At 60.9% G+C, this 18,790-nt stretch carries 13 protein-coding genes; 5 read left to right on the plus strand and 8 right to left on the minus strand.

The window, feature by feature from the left end; all coding sequences use genetic code 11:
- Together JWQ61_RS14980 and tal are read left to right on the plus strand one after the other, a co-directional pair.
- Positions 1-1,043, plus strand: a 1,043-nt coding sequence (locus JWQ61_RS14980) for an ABC transporter ATP-binding protein (RefSeq protein ID WP_304361232.1), incomplete at its 5' end; no start/stop codon positions are given.
- A gap of 171 nt (positions 1,044-1,214) precedes the next feature.
- Positions 1,215-2,150, plus strand: coding sequence for a transaldolase (gene tal / locus JWQ61_RS14985; protein WP_304361233.1), 936 nt, complete (start codon positions 1,215-1,217; stop codon positions 2,148-2,150).
- A 73-nt stretch (positions 2,151-2,223) separates the two neighbouring features.
- Here the strand turns inward: tal and purU are convergent, their stop codons facing one another.
- Together purU and JWQ61_RS14995 are read right to left on the minus strand one after the other, a co-directional pair.
- Positions 2,224-3,093, minus strand: a complete 870-nt coding sequence (purU, locus tag JWQ61_RS14990; RefSeq protein WP_304361234.1) for a formyltetrahydrofolate deformylase — start codon at positions 3,091-3,093, stop codon at positions 2,224-2,226.
- Between the two features lie 197 nt (positions 3,094-3,290).
- Positions 3,291-3,821, minus strand: a complete 531-nt coding sequence (locus JWQ61_RS14995) for a polymer-forming cytoskeletal protein (RefSeq protein WP_014005422.1) — start codon at positions 3,819-3,821, stop codon at positions 3,291-3,293.
- Between the two features lie 357 nt (positions 3,822-4,178).
- Between JWQ61_RS14995 and JWQ61_RS15000 the strand changes: the two genes are divergently transcribed.
- Positions 4,179-4,973 carry a thymidylate synthase gene (locus JWQ61_RS15000; protein WP_304361235.1) on the plus strand — a complete coding sequence of 265 codons (795 nt, stop codon included), beginning with the start codon at positions 4,179-4,181 and terminating at the stop codon, positions 4,971-4,973.
- A gap of 5 nt (positions 4,974-4,978) precedes the next feature.
- On the opposite strand, the gene JWQ61_RS15005 is transcribed toward JWQ61_RS15000, so the two are convergent.
- From JWQ61_RS15005 to JWQ61_RS15030, 6 genes are all read right to left on the minus strand, one after another.
- On the minus strand, positions 4,979-6,421 hold the full coding sequence (locus tag JWQ61_RS15005; RefSeq protein WP_304361236.1) for an efflux transporter outer membrane subunit: 1,443 nt from the start codon (positions 6,419-6,421) through the stop codon (positions 4,979-4,981).
- 11 nt (positions 6,422-6,432) lie between these two features.
- Complete coding sequence (locus JWQ61_RS15010) at positions 6,433-7,722, minus strand: efflux RND transporter periplasmic adaptor subunit (protein ID WP_304361237.1); 1,290 nt, start codon at positions 7,720-7,722, stop codon at positions 6,433-6,435.
- Between the two features lie 72 nt (positions 7,723-7,794).
- Entirely contained in the window at positions 7,795-9,666 is a 1,872-nt protein-coding gene (locus JWQ61_RS15015) for an ABC transporter ATP-binding protein (RefSeq protein WP_304361238.1), read from the minus strand.
- Between the two features lie 218 nt (positions 9,667-9,884).
- Positions 9,885-11,480, minus strand: coding sequence for a glucan biosynthesis protein (locus JWQ61_RS15020; RefSeq protein ID WP_304361239.1), 1,596 nt, complete (start codon positions 11,478-11,480; stop codon positions 9,885-9,887).
- A gap of 36 nt (positions 11,481-11,516) precedes the next feature.
- A complete protein-coding gene (gene mdoH / locus JWQ61_RS15025; protein WP_304361240.1) occupies positions 11,517-14,093 on the minus strand; it encodes a glucans biosynthesis glucosyltransferase MdoH in 2,577 nt (858 codons plus the stop codon).
- A gap of 11 nt (positions 14,094-14,104) precedes the next feature.
- Positions 14,105-15,571: a glucan biosynthesis protein G gene (locus JWQ61_RS15030; RefSeq protein WP_304361243.1), complete on the minus strand. Its 1,467-nt coding sequence runs from the start codon at positions 15,569-15,571 to the stop codon at positions 14,105-14,107.
- Positions 15,572-16,033: 462 nt separating this feature from the next.
- Between JWQ61_RS15030 and JWQ61_RS15035 the strand changes: the two genes are divergently transcribed.
- A complete protein-coding gene (locus JWQ61_RS15035; RefSeq protein ID WP_304361241.1) occupies positions 16,034-16,546 on the plus strand; it encodes a dihydrofolate reductase in 513 nt (170 codons plus the stop codon).
- A gap of 256 nt (positions 16,547-16,802) precedes the next feature.
- A partial coding sequence (locus JWQ61_RS15040) for an arginine/lysine/ornithine decarboxylase (protein WP_304361242.1) occupies positions 16,803-18,790 on the plus strand: 1,988 nt, incomplete at its 3' end.

Genomic DNA, 18,790 nt, shown 5'->3' on the forward strand with positions numbered 1-18,790 from the left:
TGGTCGGCGGCTCGGGCTGCGGCAAATCGACGCTGCTGAACATGATTGCCGGGCTGGAAACGGTGTCCGAAGGACAGATCATGATCGGCGACCGCTGCGTCAATGATGTAGCGCCAAAAGAGCGCGATATCGCCATGGTGTTCCAGTCCTACGCCCTGTACCCAACCATGACAGTGCGCGAGAACATTTCGTTCGGCCTGGGCATCCGCAAGGTGCCGAAAGCGGAACAGAAACAGATCGTCGACCGCGTCGCCACCACCCTGCAAATCACCCACCTGCTGGACCGCAAACCGGCCCTGCTGTCAGGCGGACAACGGCAGCGCGTCGCCATGGGCCGCGCCATCGCGCGCGATCCGTCGCTGTTCCTGTTCGACGAACCACTGTCCAACCTGGACGCCAAGCTGCGGGTCGAGATGCGCGCCGAAATCAAGCTGATGCATCAGCGCCTGGGCAGCACCATCGTCTACGTCACGCATGACCAGATCGAAGCGATGACCCTGGGCGACCGGATCGCCGTGATGAAGGACGGCGTGGTGCAGCAGTTCGGCAGCCCGCAGGAAATCTACGACAATCCAAGCAACCTGTTTGTCGCCGGTTTTATCGGTTCGCCATCGATGAATTTCATGCGCGGCAACCTGGTCGCCAATGGCCATGGCCCGGCATTCGAACTCGAGCACGCCGGGCAAAAAACCCTGCTGCCGCTGGCGCCGGCGCAAGCACAGGATCCGCAAATCGCTTCCTGGATCGGCCGTGAAGTGATCCTCGGCATCCGTCCGGAACATGTTACGGACGCCCTGAGCGCACGCGGTTCGGAAGTCAGCGACAGCAACGGCAGTTACCATCCGACCGAAGTCGGCTGCACCGTGGAGCTGACCGAACCGACCGGCCCTGACACGCTGGTGTTCACCACTTTCAACAACGCTCGCGTGACTTGCCGCACCCACCCTCGCGCGGCGGCCAAGCCGAAGGACCAGATGCAGCTGGCGTTCGACCTGTCGAAAGCAGTCCTGTTTGACGCCAAGACCGAAGAACGCATCAGCTGAACGCATGGACCATAGCCACGCAGGATATTGCTGATCTGTCCATGCGTGGCAAACCTCTGTAAATTGCGTAGAATGGTAGGACGGTATTTCCGCAGTATTCTCGCGCTGTATCCCGGCGCAGTATTTTCGCGCAGTGCTTCCGATTAACCGTCCCTGCCCTTCTACGCTGCCATGAACCAACTCGAACAACTCAAGCAATACACCACCATCGTTGCCGATACCGGCGATTTCCAGTCTATCAAGGCATTTGCGCCGCGCGACGCCACCACCAATCCGTCGCTGATCCTGAAAGCGGTGCAAAAGCCGGAATACCAGCCGCTGCTGAGCCAGACAGTCAAGGAACACGCACAGCTGTCGACTGCCGATATCATTGACCACCTGCTGATCACATTCGGTAAGGAAATCCTGAAAATCATCCCGGGCCGGGTTTCCACCGAAACCGATGCGCGCCTGTCGTTCGACACCCAAGGCAGCATCGACAAAGGGCACGCCCTGATCAAGCTGTACGAAGCTGCCGGCATCGACCGCGAGCGCGTGCTGATCAAGATCGCCTCCACCTGGGAAGGCATACGGGCCGCCGAAGTGCTGCAGAAGGCCGGCATCCATTGCAACCTGACCTTGCTGTTTTCCCTGCCGCAGGCGATTGCTTGCGCCGAAGCCAAGGTGCAGCTGATCTCGCCGTTTGTCGGCCGCATCTACGACTGGTACAAGAAATCCAGCGGCCAGGACTACGCCGGCGCCGACGATCCCGGCGTGCAGTCGGTCAAGCAGATCTACAACTACTTCCGCAAATTCGGCTACGCCACCGAAGTCATGGGCGCCAGTTTTCGCAATACGTCGCAAATCGTCGAACTGGCCGGCTGCGACCTGCTCACCATCAGCCCCGACCTGCTGCAGAAACTGGCGGAGAGCGACGCCACGGTCAGCCGCAAGCTCAACCCTGAAGAGGCGAAGCTGAGCGACCTGAAGAAAATCGACCTGGACGAAACCACTTTCCGCACCATGCTGAACGATGATGCGATGGCTACTGAAAAACTGTCGGAAGGCATACGCCAGTTCAGCGCCGATGCGGTCAAGCTGGAAAAACTGGTGGATGCGTTGCGCTGAGCGCTCTCACACCGATGCATCAAACAATGCAATAAAAAATGGCCCCAATTTGAATTGGGGCCATTTTTTTTGCTTACTTGAATACCACCGTCTTGTGCCCGTTGAGCAGGATCCTGTGCTCGACAAACCATTTCACCGCCCGCGCCAGCACCACGCATTCGACATCGCGGCCGATCGCCGTCAAGGTTTCCGGCTCCATCGCGTGGTCGACGCGCGCCACGTCCTGTTCGATGATCGGTCCCTCGTCGAGGTCGCCGGTGACGAAATGGGCAGTGGCGCCGATCAGCTTGACGCCGCGTTCATGCGCCTGGTAGTAAGGCTTGGCGCCCTTGAAACTGGGCAGGAAGGAATGGTGGATATTGATGGCGCGCCCTGTCAGCGCGGTGCACATGGCCGGCGACAGGATCTGCATGTAGCGCGCCAGCACCACCAGGTCGATGTTATTGGCTTCGACGATATCCAGCACCTTCGCCTCCTGCGCCTGCTTGGCTTCCTTGGAGGCGCCTGCCGCCAAAGGCAGATGATGGAAGGGGATGTTGTAGCTGGCGGCCAGCTGGTAGAAATCGGTATGGTTGGAAACGATCGCTGAAATTTCCACCGGCAGCAAACCGCTCTTGTAGCGGAACAGCAAGTCATTCAGGCAATGCCCGATTTTCGACACCATCAGCATCAGACGCGGTTTCTTGTGCGCATCATGCAATTGCCATTGCATTTGCATGGTGTCGGCCAGTGCGGAGAATTCCGCCCGCAGGCTCTCTTCGGCAACCGCTGCGTCTTCGGACGAGAAATGCACGCGCATGAAAAACAGCTGCGACTGGGCGTCGCCGAACTGGGCCGAATCGATGATGTTGCAGCCGTGGTCAGCCAGGAAACCGGAAACGCGATGGACGATCCCGCGCTGGTCGAGGCAGGACAAGGTGAGGATGTATTCTGGATAGCTCATATTTTTGTGTGAGGCAGGAAGCGCTTTAGCGTTGCGCTAAAACCGCTATTGTCGCATGCCTGCATGCACATGACAAAAAAACCAGGGTGGCCTTGTCGCCACCCTGGTTTTTTTCGCAAACAGACAGCACCGGCCGCTATCCACGGCCGGACGGGCTGCCGGCCTTGCTCGCAGGCCGCTCAGCCGGAGTACGGGCCTTATGCTACGGCGGTAACCGCAGCTGGCTTGCTGCTGGACGACGATGACGAAGTGCCGACTTGGACTTCGCCAGTCAGCTGGCCGCCTTCTTCGATGACAACCTTGCCATAACGGATTTTGCCGGAAACCTTGCCGGTCGAATAAATCACCAGTTTTTCACGGACGGTCAGGTCGCCGTCGAATTCACCGTAGATTTCAGCCAGGTCGATTTCAGCCGAACCCTTGAATGCGCCTTTTTCTGCGATATGGATCACGCGCGAATTCATGGTCGCTTCAACCCGGCCCTCAACCACCAAGGTATCGCAATCGGTGATTTCGACGCCCTTGAGCTTGATGTTCGGGCCGACGATCAGTTTGCTGCCGACTTCATTGGTGCTGGATGCGGAATGACTGGCTGGAGTGCTCACAGGATTGTTCGCCTTTGGAATGGAGGTGCTGCCGGAAGTCAGGTTGCTGCTGGCGCTGAACGGGGAGTTTGGTGTCGGTGTTTCTCGCTTGCCGCCGAAAAACGAATTCTCTGATTTAAGCATGGGGTCTCCTGGAAGGTGTTGCTTGCACTAACGGGTCAGCGCTTCGATATACAATGAAAATGACCATATAAGACAAAGGTCTACAGCTTTCGAGAAGACCCTCCGCAAAAAGTTCATAGCTAAAATCATTAATTTGTAACCGACGCCCAAATGCAGTGGCCGGCAAAAACCATCTGCACGGGGTTTTGATTATCAATCATTTATCTTCCGTGCGTACGATAAAGATGGACGGCAAGAGCAAAACGACATCGCTGATAGTGCTATGGCAACCCCGGAACGTGCCGGATCGGCCGCGCCGGCGATCCGCCGGCGGCAATGCGTTACAATCTCATGATCCGTTTCAGCTATTAAAAAAAAATGCGCCAATACCTAGATCTCATGCGCCATGTGCAACAGCACGGCACCATCAAGACCGACCGCACCGGCACCGGCACCCGCTCGGTGTTCGGCTACCAGATGCGCTTCAACCTGCAAGACGGTTTTCCCTTGCTGACCACCAAGAAGCTGCACCTGCGGTCGATCATCCATGAACTGATCTGGTTCCTGGCGGGCTCCACCAATATCCAGTATCTAAAAGACAATGACGTAAAAATATGGGATGAATGGGCCGACAGCGACGGCAACCTGGGGCCGATCTACGGTTACCAATGGCGCTCCTGGCCAGCGCCGGGCGGCGAGCATATCGACCAGATCAAGCAGGTGGTCGAGCAGATCAAGAGCAATCCCGATTCGCGCCGGCTGATCGTCTCGGCCTGGAATGTCGCCGATATCCCGCAGATGAAACTGCCGCCCTGCCATGCCTTCTTCCAGTTCTACGTGGCCGACGGCAAGCTGTCTTGCCAGCTGTACCAGCGCAGCGCCGACATCTTCCTTGGCGTACCCTTCAACATCGCGTCCTACGCCCTGCTGACCCATATGATGGCGCAGCAATGCGGGCTGGAAGTGGGGGACTTTATCTGGACCGGCGGCGATTGCCATTTGTACTCCAACCACGCCGAGCAGGTCGAGCAGCAGCTATCGCGTACTCCGGGTCCGCTGCCGCGGCTGGAAATCAAGCGGCATCCGGACTCTATTTTCGATTATCGTTTCGAGGATTTCGAGATCGTCGATTACCACCCGCAAGCGCACATCAAGGCGCCGGTCGCGGTATAAACAACCTAGCTGCCCTGCGTCACCGGTTCGGCGGCGGCAGGGCTGGTATGCGCATCCTGCCAGCCTCCGCCCAGGGCCTTATACAGCGACACCGTAGCTTTCAGGCGCTTCAACTTGATCTGCCCCAGCTCATTCTGCACCTCCGACAGCGAACGCTGGGTATCCAGCACCGTCATCAAATCTTCGGCGCCGACCCGATAACGAACTTCCGACAATTCGAAAGCAAAGCGCGCCTGCTCCATTTCCGTGATTTTCAGCTTGCGCTGCTCGTCCAGGCTGCGGATCTGCCCCAGCGCCGTATCGACTTCGGACAGTGCGGCAATCACGGTTGAGCGATAGATCTGCACCAGTTCCTGTTTCTGCGCAATCGCCAGGTCGCGCTGGCTGTTCAGGCGGCCGGCGTCGAAAATCGGCGCCACCAGTCCGGCGCCGAGGTTGGCCAGCATGTTCGGGCCGTTAAACAGCGACAGCAATGCATTGCTCTGCCCCCCTGCCGAGCCGGTCAGGCGGATGCTGGGAAACAGCGCGGCGCGGGCGTTGGCGACGTTGGCGTTGGCGGCCGCCAGTTCAGCCTCGGCGTGGCGGATATCGGGACGGCGCGACAGCAGTTCCGACGGCAAGCCAGGCGTGACCTGCGGCAGCAAAATCTTGGCCAGCCCCGGCTCGTTGACGGTAAAGGTTTGCGGCGGCCGCCCCAGCAGGATCGCCAGCGCGGTCTGCGCCTCGCGCTCTTGCTGCTTGAGGTCGGGAATCACGGCTTTTTGCCCGGCCACCGCCGAGCGCTGCCGCGCCAGGTCCAGCGGCGAGGCAGAACCGGCGCGGCTTTGCGCCGACACCAGCTTCAGCACGCGTTCTGCATTGTCGACGTTTTGCTGGGCGATTTCGATACGGTCGCGCAGCGACAATACTTGCAAGTAGGTCGAGACGATGCCGCTGGTGACGGTCAGCGCCACCGTTTCCCGGTCATACCGATTGGCTTGCAAGGACGCTTCCGCGGCCGCCAACCCGGCCCTGTTCTTGCCCCAGAAATCGACTTCATAGCCGATCTCGACCAGGCCGCTAGTAGAGGTCACGGCGCTGCCGCTGGAGGCGAGCGGCACCGCACGGTTGACGCTGGTCGAAAAATCCGCATTCGGCAGCAAAGGCGCGCCGGCAATCCGCGCCTGCGCCTCGGCCTGCCGCACGCGCGAGATGGCGGCGGCAATTTCCAGGTTGCTGGCCTGCCCTTGCGCCACCAGCTGGCTCAATTCGTCGCTGCCGAAACGTTTCCACCAGCCGCTGTCGGGCCAGTCCTGCTCGCCGGTGTTGGCGGACAGGTCCCAGCTCTGCGGAATCTCGACGCTGGGCGTCGGCTCCCGGATTTCGATCTGGCTGGCGCAGGCCGACAGCAGCAGCGCGCTGGCGCAAGCTGCCATAGATGACCAGCGACGAGAGAATGAACGATTCATCGGCGGCTCCGTCAGTGCGCTTTGGGCGCGGATGCCGCCGCTGGCGTGGTGGTGGCGGTGACGGCATTCTTGACCGCAGCCGCCGGCGCCGGTGTCAGTGCAGGCGCAGCTGCGGGTGTAACTGCTGCAGCGCCTGCCACCACCTGTTCGCCCGGCGCCAGGCCCGACAGCACCTGCGCCATCTGCTCGTTGCGAATGCCGATTTTTATCTTGCGCGGACTGGCTTGCTGGTTGGCGCCGGCCACATTCACTAGATAACTGCCGTCGGCGTCCGGCTTGCCCAGCAGCGCTGCCGGCAGCAGCACCGCATCGCGCGCCTGCGCCAGCACAAAACGCACCTGCGCGCTCATGCCGCTCATCAGTTCCTGCTGCGGGTTGTCGACTTCGAACAGGACATTGTAGAAAGTCTGCTTGCCTTGTTCGCCCGAACTGTCGGCCGGCACCGGCACCACTTGCCGCAACTTGCCAGACCAGCGCTTGTCCGGATAGCCTGGCGTAGTGAAGTAAGCGGTCATTCCCTTGCGCAGCAGCGGCACATCGATTTCCGCCACCCGGGCTTGCACCGTCAGCCGGCTCAGGTCGGCGATCCGCAGCAGCGGCGCCACGGTCTGGCCGGCGCCGATCGCCTGGCCCGGACGCGCCGCCACCGACACCACGGTGCCGCTGATCGGCGCCGTTACCTGCGTATGGCTGCGTGTTTCTTCGTCGTCCTTCATGGTGCTTTCGGTCTGGCGGATCTGGGCATTGATCGCTTCCACCCGGGCCGCCGCAGAATACATGCTCATGCGGCTCGATTCGAACGATTCCTCGCGTGTGGCGTTTTCCGCTTTCAGCTGGGTCTGGCGCTTGTACTGCAGCTCGGCAAAATCAAGCTGCGCCCGCTGGTCCGCCAGTTCCGCCTGCAGCCGCGCCAGCTGGGCGCGGTTGCTTTCCAGCCGCGCCGACGGCAGGGTCGGCGTGATCTCGACCACCATCTTGCCGGCCTTGACGTCGTCGCCCACCGACACCAGCACATCCTTGATCTGGCCCGTCACCTGGGCCACGACGTCGCTGTATTTATGCAACTGCAATTTGCCGTTGGCAAACACCGCCTGTTCGATATCGCCGCGCCGCACCGTTTCCGTCTGCAGCCGCACCGGCGCCGGCTTGGGCGCCGGCGGCGGCCGCTGGCCGAACGCCTTCCATACCAGGAAGCCCGCCCCCACTGCAATCAGGAGCGCCAGGATTGCCGTCAGCCAGCGCCGGCCGGAATGGCCGAACGCGGTTGGCAAAGCGGATTTATCGGTGGGTTCAACAGTCATCGGTGCAAACTCAGGAATAATCAAATTTCAGGAACAATAAACAACGAATAAGCAGCACTTTTTGAGTTTGTTTCAAGCCAGCGCAGCCTGGGTTTCGCCCGGCGTCACATCCTCATCCACTTCCTCGCCGAGGAAACCGCCGCTCTGGTGCGCCCACAAGCGCGCATACAGGCCGCCGTGTTCCAGCAGGCTGCGGTGATCGCCCTCTTCCACTATGCGGCCCTTGTCGAGCACGATCAGGCGATCCATGGCGGCGATGGTCGACAGGCGGTGTGCAATCGCCACCACCGTCTTGCCTTCCATCAGCCGGTACAAGCTGGCCTGGATCGCTGCTTCGACTTCCGAATCGAGCGCGCTGGTCGCCTCGTCCAGCAGCAGGATAGGCGCGTCTTTCAGCATCACGCGCGCGATCGCAATCCGCTGCCGCTGGCCGCCGGACAGCTTGACGCCGCGTTCGCCGACGTGGGCGTCGTAGCCGGTGCGGCCCTTGGGATCGGTCAGGGTCAGGATGAAGTCATGCGCCTCGGCCCGCTGCGCCGCCACCAGCATGTCGGCGTCGGTGGCGTCAGGACGGCCGTACAGCAGGTTGTCGCGCACCGACCGGTGCAGCAAGGACGTATCCTGCGTCACCATGCCGACCTGCGCCCGCAAGCTGTCCTGCGTGACGTGCGCAATGTCCTGGCCGTCGATCAGGATGCGGCCCTGCTCGACATCGTAGAACCGCAGCAGCAGGTTGACGATAGTCGATTTGCCGGCGCCGGAACGGCCCACCAGGCCGATCTTTTCGCCGGGACGAATGTGCAACGACAACTGGTCGATCACAGGCCGCTGGCCGCCATAGGCAAAACCGACGCGTTCGAAATCCAGCGTGCCCTGCTTGACCTGCAGCGGCTTGGCGTCGGCCTGGTCCACCACTGCTTGCTGGCGCGACAAGGTATTGATGCCGTCCTGCACCGTGCCGACCTGTTCGAACAAGGAAGCAAATTCCCACATCACCCAATGCGAAATGCCGTTCAGACGTAATGCCATCGCCGTCGCCGCGGCCACCGCGCCGATGCCGACCTGGCCTTGCGTCCACAACCAGAGCGCAACGCCGGCCGTGCTCAGGATCAGCAGCATGCTCAAGATATGGTTGACGATTTCAAAGCCGGTCACCAGCCGCATCTGGCCATGCACCGTCTGCAGGAATTCCTGCATCGCCGAACGCGCATAACCGGCCTCGCGGCCAGCGTGCGAGAACAGCTTGACGGTCGCGATATTGGTATAGGCGTCGGTAATCCGGCCGGTCATCAGGGAACGCGCATCGGCCTGGGCCTTGGCGACCTTGCTCAGGCGCGGCACAAAGTAATACAGGGCCAGGCCATACAACACCAGCCAGCTCAGGAATGGCACCAGCATCCAGCCGTCGAAGCTGCCGACCACCGCCACCATGGTGACGAAATAGATCACCACGAACACCAGGATGTCGCACAGGATCATGCAGACGTCGCGCACCGCCAGCGAGGTCTGCATGACCTTGGTGGCGACCCGGCCGGCAAACTCGTCCTGGTAGAAATGCATGCTCTGGTTCAGCATCAGGCGATGGAATTTCCAGCGCAGCAGCATCGGGAAATTCCCCGCCAGCGCCTGCTGCTTGAACATGCTTTGCAAGGCGACGATCACCGGACTGGCCAGCAATATCCCGGCCAGCAACAGCAGGTTGCTGCTTTCGTGGGTCCACAAATTGGCCGGTTCGACATGACCCAGCCAGTCGACAATCCGTCCCATCATGGCAAACAGCAAGGCCTCGAACGCGCCGGTGATGGCGGTCAGCAAGGTCATGGCAATGATATAAGGCCGCAAACCCTTGGTGCAGGCCCAGACAAACGCAAAAAAACCGCGCGGCGGCGGCGTCATGACCGCATCCGGATACGGATACAACAGTCTTTCGAACCAACCAAACATGGAAATACTCCAAAAATAGGCAGGGCAAAAGCTAGCCCAAGCCCAACAGTATATTGTAAATTTATCAGGCGCTTCTGAATGCAGACAGCATGCCGCATCGCAACCGCGGCAGCGGTCGTCGCGCCGACAGGCGCGCGCGCAAAATTAGCGAACGCTCTACGCTCGCTGCGGGCGGTTCAGCAAAACGCGGGGCGGCGTTCGGGCCGCCCGCACGCCACTTAGTAAATACGCTTGGCCGGCGCCAGCGGGGTCCATTGGTACAGCCAGGTCTCGCTCAACGGCTGGCTATCCGCCGCCAGGTAGACCCGTATATCAATCGGCTCGACGCTATCGTCGGTCGGCTTCAGGTCGAACATCACGCGATAGCCGTGGATCGCATCCAGCGGCCGCGCCGAAGTAATTTCAACCTTGCCGCGCGAGACGCTGATCATCGGCTTGACCTTGGCGTCCTTGCCCAGCAAGGCCAGGTCGCCGCCGGCAAAATCGATCGCGAAACGGCGTGAATAATAAGTGCGCTTCTGGCCGACGACGCCGCCCATGCCGGTGCGCGTCGCGGCAACCTGCGCCAGCGGCGGCGAGAACGGCATCTTGCTGCCCCAGTGCAGGCGATAGGCAAACAAGCGCTCCTGCCCTGCCTGCGGCTTGTCGGCCGGGCTCCAGAAGGCGACGATATTGTCGAAGGTCTCGTCGGCGGTCGGGATTTCCACCAATTGTACCGCGCCCTTGCCCCAGCCTGATTTCGGCTCCACCCACAGGCTCGGGCGGCGGTCGTAGAACACGCCGTCATCCTGGTAGTGGTCGAAATTGCGGTCACGCTGCAGCAAACCGAAACCGCGCGGATTCTCATCCTGGTAGGCGTTGAAGCGCAGGTGCTCGGGATTGGTCAGCGGCCGCCAGATCCATTCGCCGTTGCCGCGCTGCATGGCGAGGCCGTCGGAATCGTGGATCTCCGGACGCCAGTCGTCGCTGGCGCCGATACGGCGGTCGTTCTCGCCGTACTGGAACATGCTGGTCAGCGGCGCCACGCCCATGCGCTCGATGGTCTTGCGCGGATATAGTGCGACATCCACATCCATCACCATGGTCGCTGAAGGCTGGATCTCGAAGCGGTAAGCGCCGGCAACGCTAGGCGAATCAAGCAGCGCGTAGACCACCAGCTTGCCGGAATCCTTGGCCGGACGCTCCAGCCAGAAACTGGTAAACATCGGAAACTCTTCCGGCTTGTCCATGCCGCAATCGATCGCCAGGCCACGGGCCGACAAACCGTACTGCCATTCGGCGCCGACCGCGCGGAAATAGCTGGCACCCAGGAACGCCGTGATGTCGCGTTCGAGGTCGGTATGGAAATTCACGCGGAAGCCGGCAAAGCCGAGGTCCTTCGGCATGTGGTCCGCTTTCAAACCGCTCTTGCCGTAGTTGAACATCGCCGAGTCGTAAGCCAGCTCTTGCGCCTGGCCGTTCTTCAATTCGTAGATCTGCACCGGGCTCTTGAAGAACAGGCCAAGGTGGAAAAACTTGACCTGGAAACGCAGCTGCTCCTCGCCCCACAAGGCATGGCCGTCGCGGTAGCTGATCGCCTGGTACTGGTCCCAGTCGAGCGCCTTGACCTCTGGCGGGATATGGTTCACCGGCGGTTCATAGGCTTTACCGGCCAGTTGTTTTGCGTGGCCCTTGAGCCAGGCGTAATCAAAGGCTTGCGGCTGGCCCAGGAATTTCAATTGTGCCGGCGCGGTTCCCGCGGCCAGCAGCGAAGTTGCAGGAAAACCGGCGGCAGCGAGTGCCGCCGACGCCTTCAGAAAATCACGTCGTAACATGGTGCTCCTTATTGAATTTTAGAACGATGAGCTGGCTCAGCGCGCTGCGGCAGTCAGGGACTGCCAGCGCCGGTTGGCTTGCTCCGAATTCCAGACTTCGAAATGCAGTTGGGACAAGGTCAGGGGATCGTCCAGCAATGCATTCTTTTGACGCGGCGACAAACCGTCGGGGCCGCCTTTCAATGCGGCCTGGAGCAGCGCCGCGCGCGCCGCCAGGGCGCTGGCCGGCACCGCCGGACGCGCGCTTACCGCCGCGCACACCAGGGCGTTCATGACCGGGTCGATCACCGCGTCGTTGAATTGCGCCAGTACCTTGCCATTGTCGTTATACATGGTGGTGGCCGCCAGTTCAGGCGGCAGGTCGACCTCTTCCGGAATCACGAACAGGCGGGCGTGGCGGAAGCTGCGGCCAAGCGTCACCCGGCTGGAGAACACCGACAAAGGGATCGACAGCATCAACGAACCGACGATAGGCAACAGCCACCACAGGAAACCCGGTTCCAGCCAATACACGCCGCCGCCCCACAACAGGCCCAGCAGCGTATGGCCGCCGTGGCGGCGCATCGCTTCGCCCCAGCTGGTCTCGGCATCCTCGCGCGGCGGCGATTTCCAGCTGATGGTCCAGCCCAGGAAAGCGCCGATCACAAAACGGGTATGGAACAGCATGCGCACCGGCGCCAGCAGCATCGAGAACAGCAGTTCCATGATCATGCTGAGCGTCAGGCGTATGGCGCCGCCGAATTCGCGCGCGCCCTTGGCCCAGATCAGCACCACGCTCAGCACCTTGGGCAGGAACAGCAACGTGGCGGTTGCGCTGAACAAGGCCAGGGCCCGGTCCGGATGCCATTCCGGCCATACCGGGAACAGCTGGCCAGGCGTCACGAAATATTCCGGCGCCACCAGCGTATGCACCGCCAGCAATACCGTCGACAGCATCAGCGACAAGAACCACAGCGGCGCCGACAGGTAAGCCATGACGCCGGTCACGAACACCGCGCGATGCACCGCATGCATGCCGCGCGCCAGGAACAGGCGGAAATTCATCAGGTTGCCCTGGCACCAGCGGCGATCGCGTTTCAGTTCGTCGAGCAGGTTGGGCGGCATTTCTTCATAGCTGCCGGCCAGGTCGTAGGCGATCCAGACGCCCCAGCCGGCGCGCCGCATCAGCGCCGCTTCGACAAAGTCATGCGACAGGATTTCACCGGCCAGGGCGCCCTCGCCCGGCAGCGGCGCCAGTGCGCAGTGTTCCATGAACGGCTGCAGCCGGATGATGGCGTTATGCCCCCAATAGTGCGATTCGCCCAGCTGCCAGTAGTGCAGTCCGGCAGTAAACAAGGGGCCATACACGCGCGTCGAAAACTGCTGGATGCGTGCATACAAGGTGTCGCGGCCGGCCGCGCGCGGCGCGGTCTGCACGATACCGGCGGTCGGGTTGGCTTCCATCAAGCCCACCAGCGTCGTCAGGCAGCTGCCGCTCATGACGCTGTCGGCGTCGAGCACGATCATGTAGCTGTAGTTGGCGCCCCAGCGCCGGCAGAAATCGTCGATATTGCCGCTCTTGCGTTTTACGCGGCGCCGCCGGTGCCGGTAAAAGATGCGGCCAAAGCCGCCTATGGTGCGGCACAGGTTGGCCCAGGCGTCCAGTTCGGCGCTGCAGATATCGCTGTCGCCGCTGTCGCTCAATACGAAGAAATCGAACCGGTCCAGCTCGCCGCTGGCGGCAACCGATTCGTAGGTTGCGCGCAGGCCCGCGAAGACCCTGGTGACGTCTTCATTACAGATCGGCATCACGATCGCGGTCCTGGCACTGGCCGGAATCGGGCCCGGGGCGGCTTCTTCGCGCGAAATCACATAACGGTCGGTGCCGCGCATCAGCACCAGGAAACCGGCCATGGCAGTCCAGAACCCGGCCGAGACCCAGCAGAACAACAGTGCGAACAGGCCCAGCGTAACCAGTTCCAGCGGTTTGTCGCCGTGATACGGCAGCACCGCGCTCATGAAATACGTCGCCATCGCCGTCTGCGCCAGCATCAGCAACAGCAGCACGATGCGCCGCAGGTTGCCGCGCGATTTGCTCTTGTGCTGGTCATGGCTGTCGACCTCGGCTACCGGCAGCGGCTCCGGCTGCGGCAGCTCGGTCGAACGCGTGGGTTTTTTATGGAGCCGCTGCTTGGCGCGCGGCCGCAGGTCGAATTGCTTGTTGGCGGTTTCGATCCAGCGCACCAGCGGATTCAGGGTTCCCCATGGATGGGCCACGATCGGCGTGCGCTGCAGCGGCGGTGCGATGGCGATGCGGGCGCGGCCGCCGTTGTCGGTGCTGATGTCCGGCATCTGATGCCGGTCGGCTGGATCGGCCGGCTCGACCAGGCCCGCAATCGGCGCCTGCGTAAAAGCCAGCTGCAAGCGCGCCGCCACAGATCCATAGGCAGGATTGCCAAGATCCGCTGCCGGGAGCGTCGGCCCGGCCAGGGCTCGGTGCAAGGCAGCCATCGGTGCATCGCCATCCGCCGCCAGCTGTTTGGACAAATTCGCGCGCCGCTCCGCCGACAAAGGCAGGCGATCCAGATAGCGATCACAATTATCCGGCAGGCCCTTATGTACCGCTGTGGGCACCTGCTTCCGGTCTAGTTGGGCGGTAATATGTAACTCCAGGTTTCAGATAAGGTTGTGCTGCCGCCACGCAAGAATCCACGCAGTTCGACCGGTTTGTTGTCTTCGTTGCGCCGCACCCGAACTGTCATGCGCCAGCCGCCGGTAGCCTCGTTGCGGAACACCTTGGTCTCCAGCACCTTGCCGTTGTCGTCGGCGCTGACGACACCCTCTGGCTGTACCTTGTCGGACAGTTTCTTGAATACCGGGCCGTCAAAATCGACCACCAGGCCGATGCTGTTGTCATCGCTCTTCTTCTGGTAGCCGAAACCGCGCCGGGTCTGCGTCACCCATGACAGGGGCGGCCGCTTTTCAGCTTCCTTCTGCCATGACAAAGTGTATTCCAGATTGAAAGGCTGACCAACCTTGGGCACGTTTTCCGGCACCCAGAACGCCACCACGTTGTCGTTGGTTTCATCCGGCGTCGGGATCTGCACCAGCTCTACCCTGCCGCTGCCCCAGTTGCCCTTGGGCTGGACCCAGGCGCTGGGACGCCGTTCGTACTTGGCGTCGAGGTCCTGGTAGCTGCCGAAATCGCGGTCGCGCTGCATCAGGCCGAAACCGGCCGGGTTGCTCAGCGAATAAGACGTCACCAGCAGCCGCTTCGGATTGACCAGCGGCCGCCAGATCCACTCGCCGGTGCCGGAAGCTACCGACAAACCGTCCGAGTCGTGCACTTCGGGCCGGTAATCCTCGCCTTGCGAGCGCTGGTTATCGCCATGCAGATACATGCTGGTCAGCGGCGCCAGCCCCAGCTTGCTGACGTTTTCACGCAGATACAGCTGGGCCTTGACGTCGACCGTGGTGTCCGAACCCGGCTTCAGCACAAAACGATAGGCGCCGGTGACACGGCGCGAATTGAGCAAGGCATAGATGGTGAGCTCTTTGTCGCTGGCTTTCGGCCGCTCGATCCAGAACTCGGTAAAGCGCGGGAATTCCTCGCCTGAACTCAGGCCGGTATCGATCGCCAGGCCCCTGGCCGACAGGCCGTAGGTCTGGTCCTTGCCCAAGGCGCGGAAGTAGCTGGCGCCGAGGAAGGACAATACTTCGTCCTTGTATTTGCTGGTATTGAGCGGGTAATGCACGCGGAAGCCGGCGAAACCCAGTCCGCGAAGCTTGCGCGTATCGACCTTGTTGCCGCCGTAATCGAAGTCATTCGGGTCGAACCGGATTTCCTTCACGCTCTGGCCGTTGATCTCGCTGATCTTGACCGGCTGGTCGAAGGCGTATCCTTCATGGAAGAACGCCAGTTCAAAGGGCAGTTTCTGGCTGCGCCAGGTGAATTTTTCCGGCAGAAAGCGGATATCCTTGTACTGCTCGTAATCGAGATTGCTGATTTCTTTCGGCAGGTTGCCCTCTGGCTTGCTGTAGGAACTGGCCGCCAGCTCCTTTGCCTGCTTGGCAACATTATTAAAATCGAAGGCGAAAGCATTGCCGCCCATCCACGGCAGCAACAAGGCGACCGGCAGGATGACTGAGCGTACCCGCGCTAGAGCCGACGGCGTCCGCTGAAACAAATTTAAATGCATTGAATTCCCATCTGACACTGCTGTTATGACCTGCCCGAGTGCGCCAGCGCTGGCAGCCCCGAGAGTAGGCGGTAGTTTATCAGTGTTCTATAATTTTTTATGTCCATCAAGAAACTAGTTGGCACCACTTTGTATTGACGCCTGCATCACCAGCCATGCAAGGACTGCGCCATGGCAAATATTGCTAAATCGGCAGCAAAATAACGCGACACATAACGCAATACAAGTGAAAATGAAGAAAATCCCTGCCCCTAGGTTAACAGGCCCTGGCATTTAAGAGCAATACCAAGCGGACAAAGTTCCTTCTAAGACTTTATAGTAATATCAGCCTTTTTTACCCAGCCTGTAAATAAGCAGGCCCATGCACCAGCGCCCATGACTCCTCGCCTCACCATTATTGTCGCGACCGACGCCCGCAACGGCATCGGCATCCGCAACACCCTGCCCTGGCATTTGCCGGAGGACCTGGCGCATTTCAAACGCACGACTTCGGGCCATCCCATCATCATGGGCCGCAAGACTTTTGAATCGATAGGGCGGCCGCTGCCGCAGCGGCGCAATATCGTCATTACCCGCAATCCAGGCTGGCGCCACGACGGCGTCGAAAGCGCGCCTTCGCTGGCCGCCGCCGCCGCCATGGTCGGCGACGCCGAGGCGTTCATCATCGGCGGCGCCGAGATCTATGCCGCGGCGCAGGACCTGACGCAGCGCCTGATCGTCACCGAGATCCAGCACAGCTTCGACTGCGACGCCTTTTTCCCGGCGCGCGATCCGTCGCAATGGCAGGAAATTTCCCGCGAAACCCATCATTCCGAAGCCAACGGTTTCGACTACGCTTTTGTGGTGTACCAGCGGCTTTCGCCCGAGCTTAACGTGGCCAGCAGCTGACCCTTGCCGATGACGGAATAACATCTGTTGTTTTCTGCAGGATTTCCCTCATCTTTATCCCCTAACCCGTGCATATCTGCGAAAATTCGATTTTTTTCAGCGCTGCCGCCAATAGCGGCGACGCTAAAGCAGCAGGCTGCATGCTCTACCCAAGCAGTTCCCACAGCGCTTTTTAGCGCCGGCCGGGACAACGACCTTTTTAAGCGCCACTTCGATTGGCAGCCTTGTTATCAACCACCGTCTCCTGGAGACCTTGATGAAATTCCGCTTCCCCATCGTCATCATTGACGAAGACTTCCGTTCCGAAAATACTTCCGGCCTGGGCATCCGCGCGCTCGCCGACGCCATGGAGGCAGAAGGCATGGAAGTGCTGGGCGTCACCAGCTACGGCGACCTGTCGCAGTTCGCCCAGCAGCAATCGCGGGCATCGGCCTTCATCCTGTCGATCGACGACGAGGAGTTCGGCGCCGGTTCGTTCGAGGAAACCGACCACGCGCTGAAATCGCTGCGCGCCTTCGTCGAGGAAATCCGCCACAAGAACGCCGACATCCCGATCTACCTGTACGGCGAAACCCGCACCTCGCGCCATATCCCCAACGATATCCTGCGCGAACTGCATGGCTTCATCCACATGTTCGAAGACACGCCGGAATTCGTCGCGCGCCATATCATCCGCGAAGCCAAATCGTACCTGGACGGCCTGTCGCCGCCCTTCTTCCGCGCGCTGGTGCATTACGCGCAAGACGGTTCCTATTCCTGGCACTGCCCGGGACACTCGGGCGGCGTCGCCTTCCTGAAATCGCCTATCGGCCAGATGTTCCACCAGTTCTTCGGTGAAAACATGCTGCGCGCCGACGTCTGCAACGCGGTGGAAGAACTCGGCCAGCTGCTCGACCACACCGGCCCGGTCGCCGACTCCGAACGCAATGCCGCGCGCATCTTCAATGCCGACCACTGCTACTTCGTCACCAACGGCACCAGCACCAGCAACAAGATGGTGTGGCACTCGACCGTCGCCCCCGGCGATATCGTGGTGGTCGACCGCAACTGCCACAAATCGATCCTGCACTCGATCATCATGACCGGCGCGATTCCGGTGTTCCTGATGCCGACCCGCAACCACCTCGGCATCATCGGCCCGATCCCGCTGGAAGAGTTCACGCTGGAAAGCATCCGCAGGAAGATCGAAGCCAATCCGTTTGCGCGTGAAGCCGTCAACAAGAAGCCGCGCATCCTGACCATCACGCAGTCCACCTACGATGGCGTGATCTACAACGTAGAAACCCTGAAGAACATGCTCGACGGCGAGATCGACACCCTGCACTTCGACGAAGCCTGGCTGCCGCATGCGACCTTCCATGATTTCTACAAAGACATGCACGCAATCGGCAAGGACCGTCCGCGCGCCAAGAAATCGATGATCTTCTCGACCCAGTCGACCCACAAGCTGCTGGCCGGCCTGTCGCAAGCCTCGCAGATCCTGGTGCGCGAATCGGAGAGCGTGCAGCTGGACCAGGACGCTTTCAACGAAGCCTACCTGATGCACACCTCGACCTCGCCGCAATACTCGATCATCGCTTCCTGCGACGTCGCCGCGGCCATGATGGAAGCGCCGGGCGGCACTGCGCTGGTGGAAGAAAGCATCCTGGAAGCGCTGGATTTCCGCCGCGCCATGAAGAAGATCGACGAAGAATGGGGTAAGGACTGGTGGTTCCAGGTGTGGGGACCGAACAGCTTTTCGGAAGACGGCATCGGCAGCCGCGAAGACTGGGTCATCCGCGCCGAGGACGACTGGCACGGTTTCGGCAACCTGGCGCCGAACTTCAACATGCTCGACCCGATCAAGGCCACCATCGTCACGCCTGGCCTGTCGCTGGAAGGCAAGTTCGGCGAAAGCGGGATTCCGGCCTCGATCGTCACCAAGTACCTGGCCGAGCATGGCGTTATCGTCGAGAAATGCGGCCTGTATTCGTTCTTCATCATGTTCACCATCGGCATCACCAAGGGTCGCTGGAACACGCTGCTGACCGCCTTGCAGCAGTTCAAGGACGACTACGACAAGAACCAGCCGATCTGGCGCATCCTGCCTGAGTTCGCCGCCGCCAACCACGGCAAGAACGTGCGCTACGAACGGCTCGGCTTGCGCGACCTGTGCCAGCAGATCCATGAAACCTACAAGTCATACGACGTGGCGCGCCTGACCACCGAAATGTACCTGTCCGACATGCAGCCGGCCATGAAGCC

The organism is Collimonas fungivorans (assembly GCF_028292705.1).
Taxonomy (GTDB): Bacteria; Pseudomonadota; Gammaproteobacteria; order Burkholderiales; family Burkholderiaceae_D; genus Collimonas; species Collimonas fungivorans_B.

What these genes read in the sequence shown, in the direction of transcription:
- JWQ61_RS15010 (WP_304361237.1), bottom strand. Translation starts at nt 7,722, where the DNA reads ATGACTGTTGAACCCACCGATAAATCCGCTTTGCCAACCGCGTTCGGC.
- JWQ61_RS15020 (WP_304361239.1), bottom strand. Translation starts at nt 11,480, where the DNA reads ATGTTACGACGTGATTTTCTGAAGGCGTCGGCGGCACTCGCTGCCGCC.
- tal (WP_304361233.1), top strand. Translation starts at nt 1,215, where the DNA reads ATGAACCAACTCGAACAACTCAAGCAATACACCACCATCGTTGCCGAT.
- JWQ61_RS15015 (WP_304361238.1), bottom strand. Translation starts at nt 9,666, where the DNA reads ATGTTTGGTTGGTTCGAAAGACTGTTGTATCCGTATCCGGATGCGGTC.
- JWQ61_RS14995 (WP_014005422.1), bottom strand. Translation starts at nt 3,821, where the DNA reads ATGCTTAAATCAGAGAATTCGTTTTTCGGCGGCAAGCGAGAAACACCG.
- JWQ61_RS15030 (WP_304361243.1), bottom strand. Translation starts at nt 15,571, where the DNA reads ATGGGCGGCAATGCTTTCGCCTTCGATTTTAATAATGTTGCCAAGCAG.
- JWQ61_RS15035 (WP_304361241.1), top strand. Translation starts at nt 16,034, where the DNA reads ATGACTCCTCGCCTCACCATTATTGTCGCGACCGACGCCCGCAACGGC.
- purU (WP_304361234.1), bottom strand. Translation starts at nt 3,093, where the DNA reads ATGAGCTATCCAGAATACATCCTCACCTTGTCCTGCCTCGACCAGCGC.
- JWQ61_RS15005 (WP_304361236.1), bottom strand. Translation starts at nt 6,421, where the DNA reads ATGAATCGTTCATTCTCTCGTCGCTGGTCATCTATGGCAGCTTGCGCC.
- JWQ61_RS15000 (WP_304361235.1), top strand. Translation starts at nt 4,179, where the DNA reads ATGCGCCAATACCTAGATCTCATGCGCCATGTGCAACAGCACGGCACC.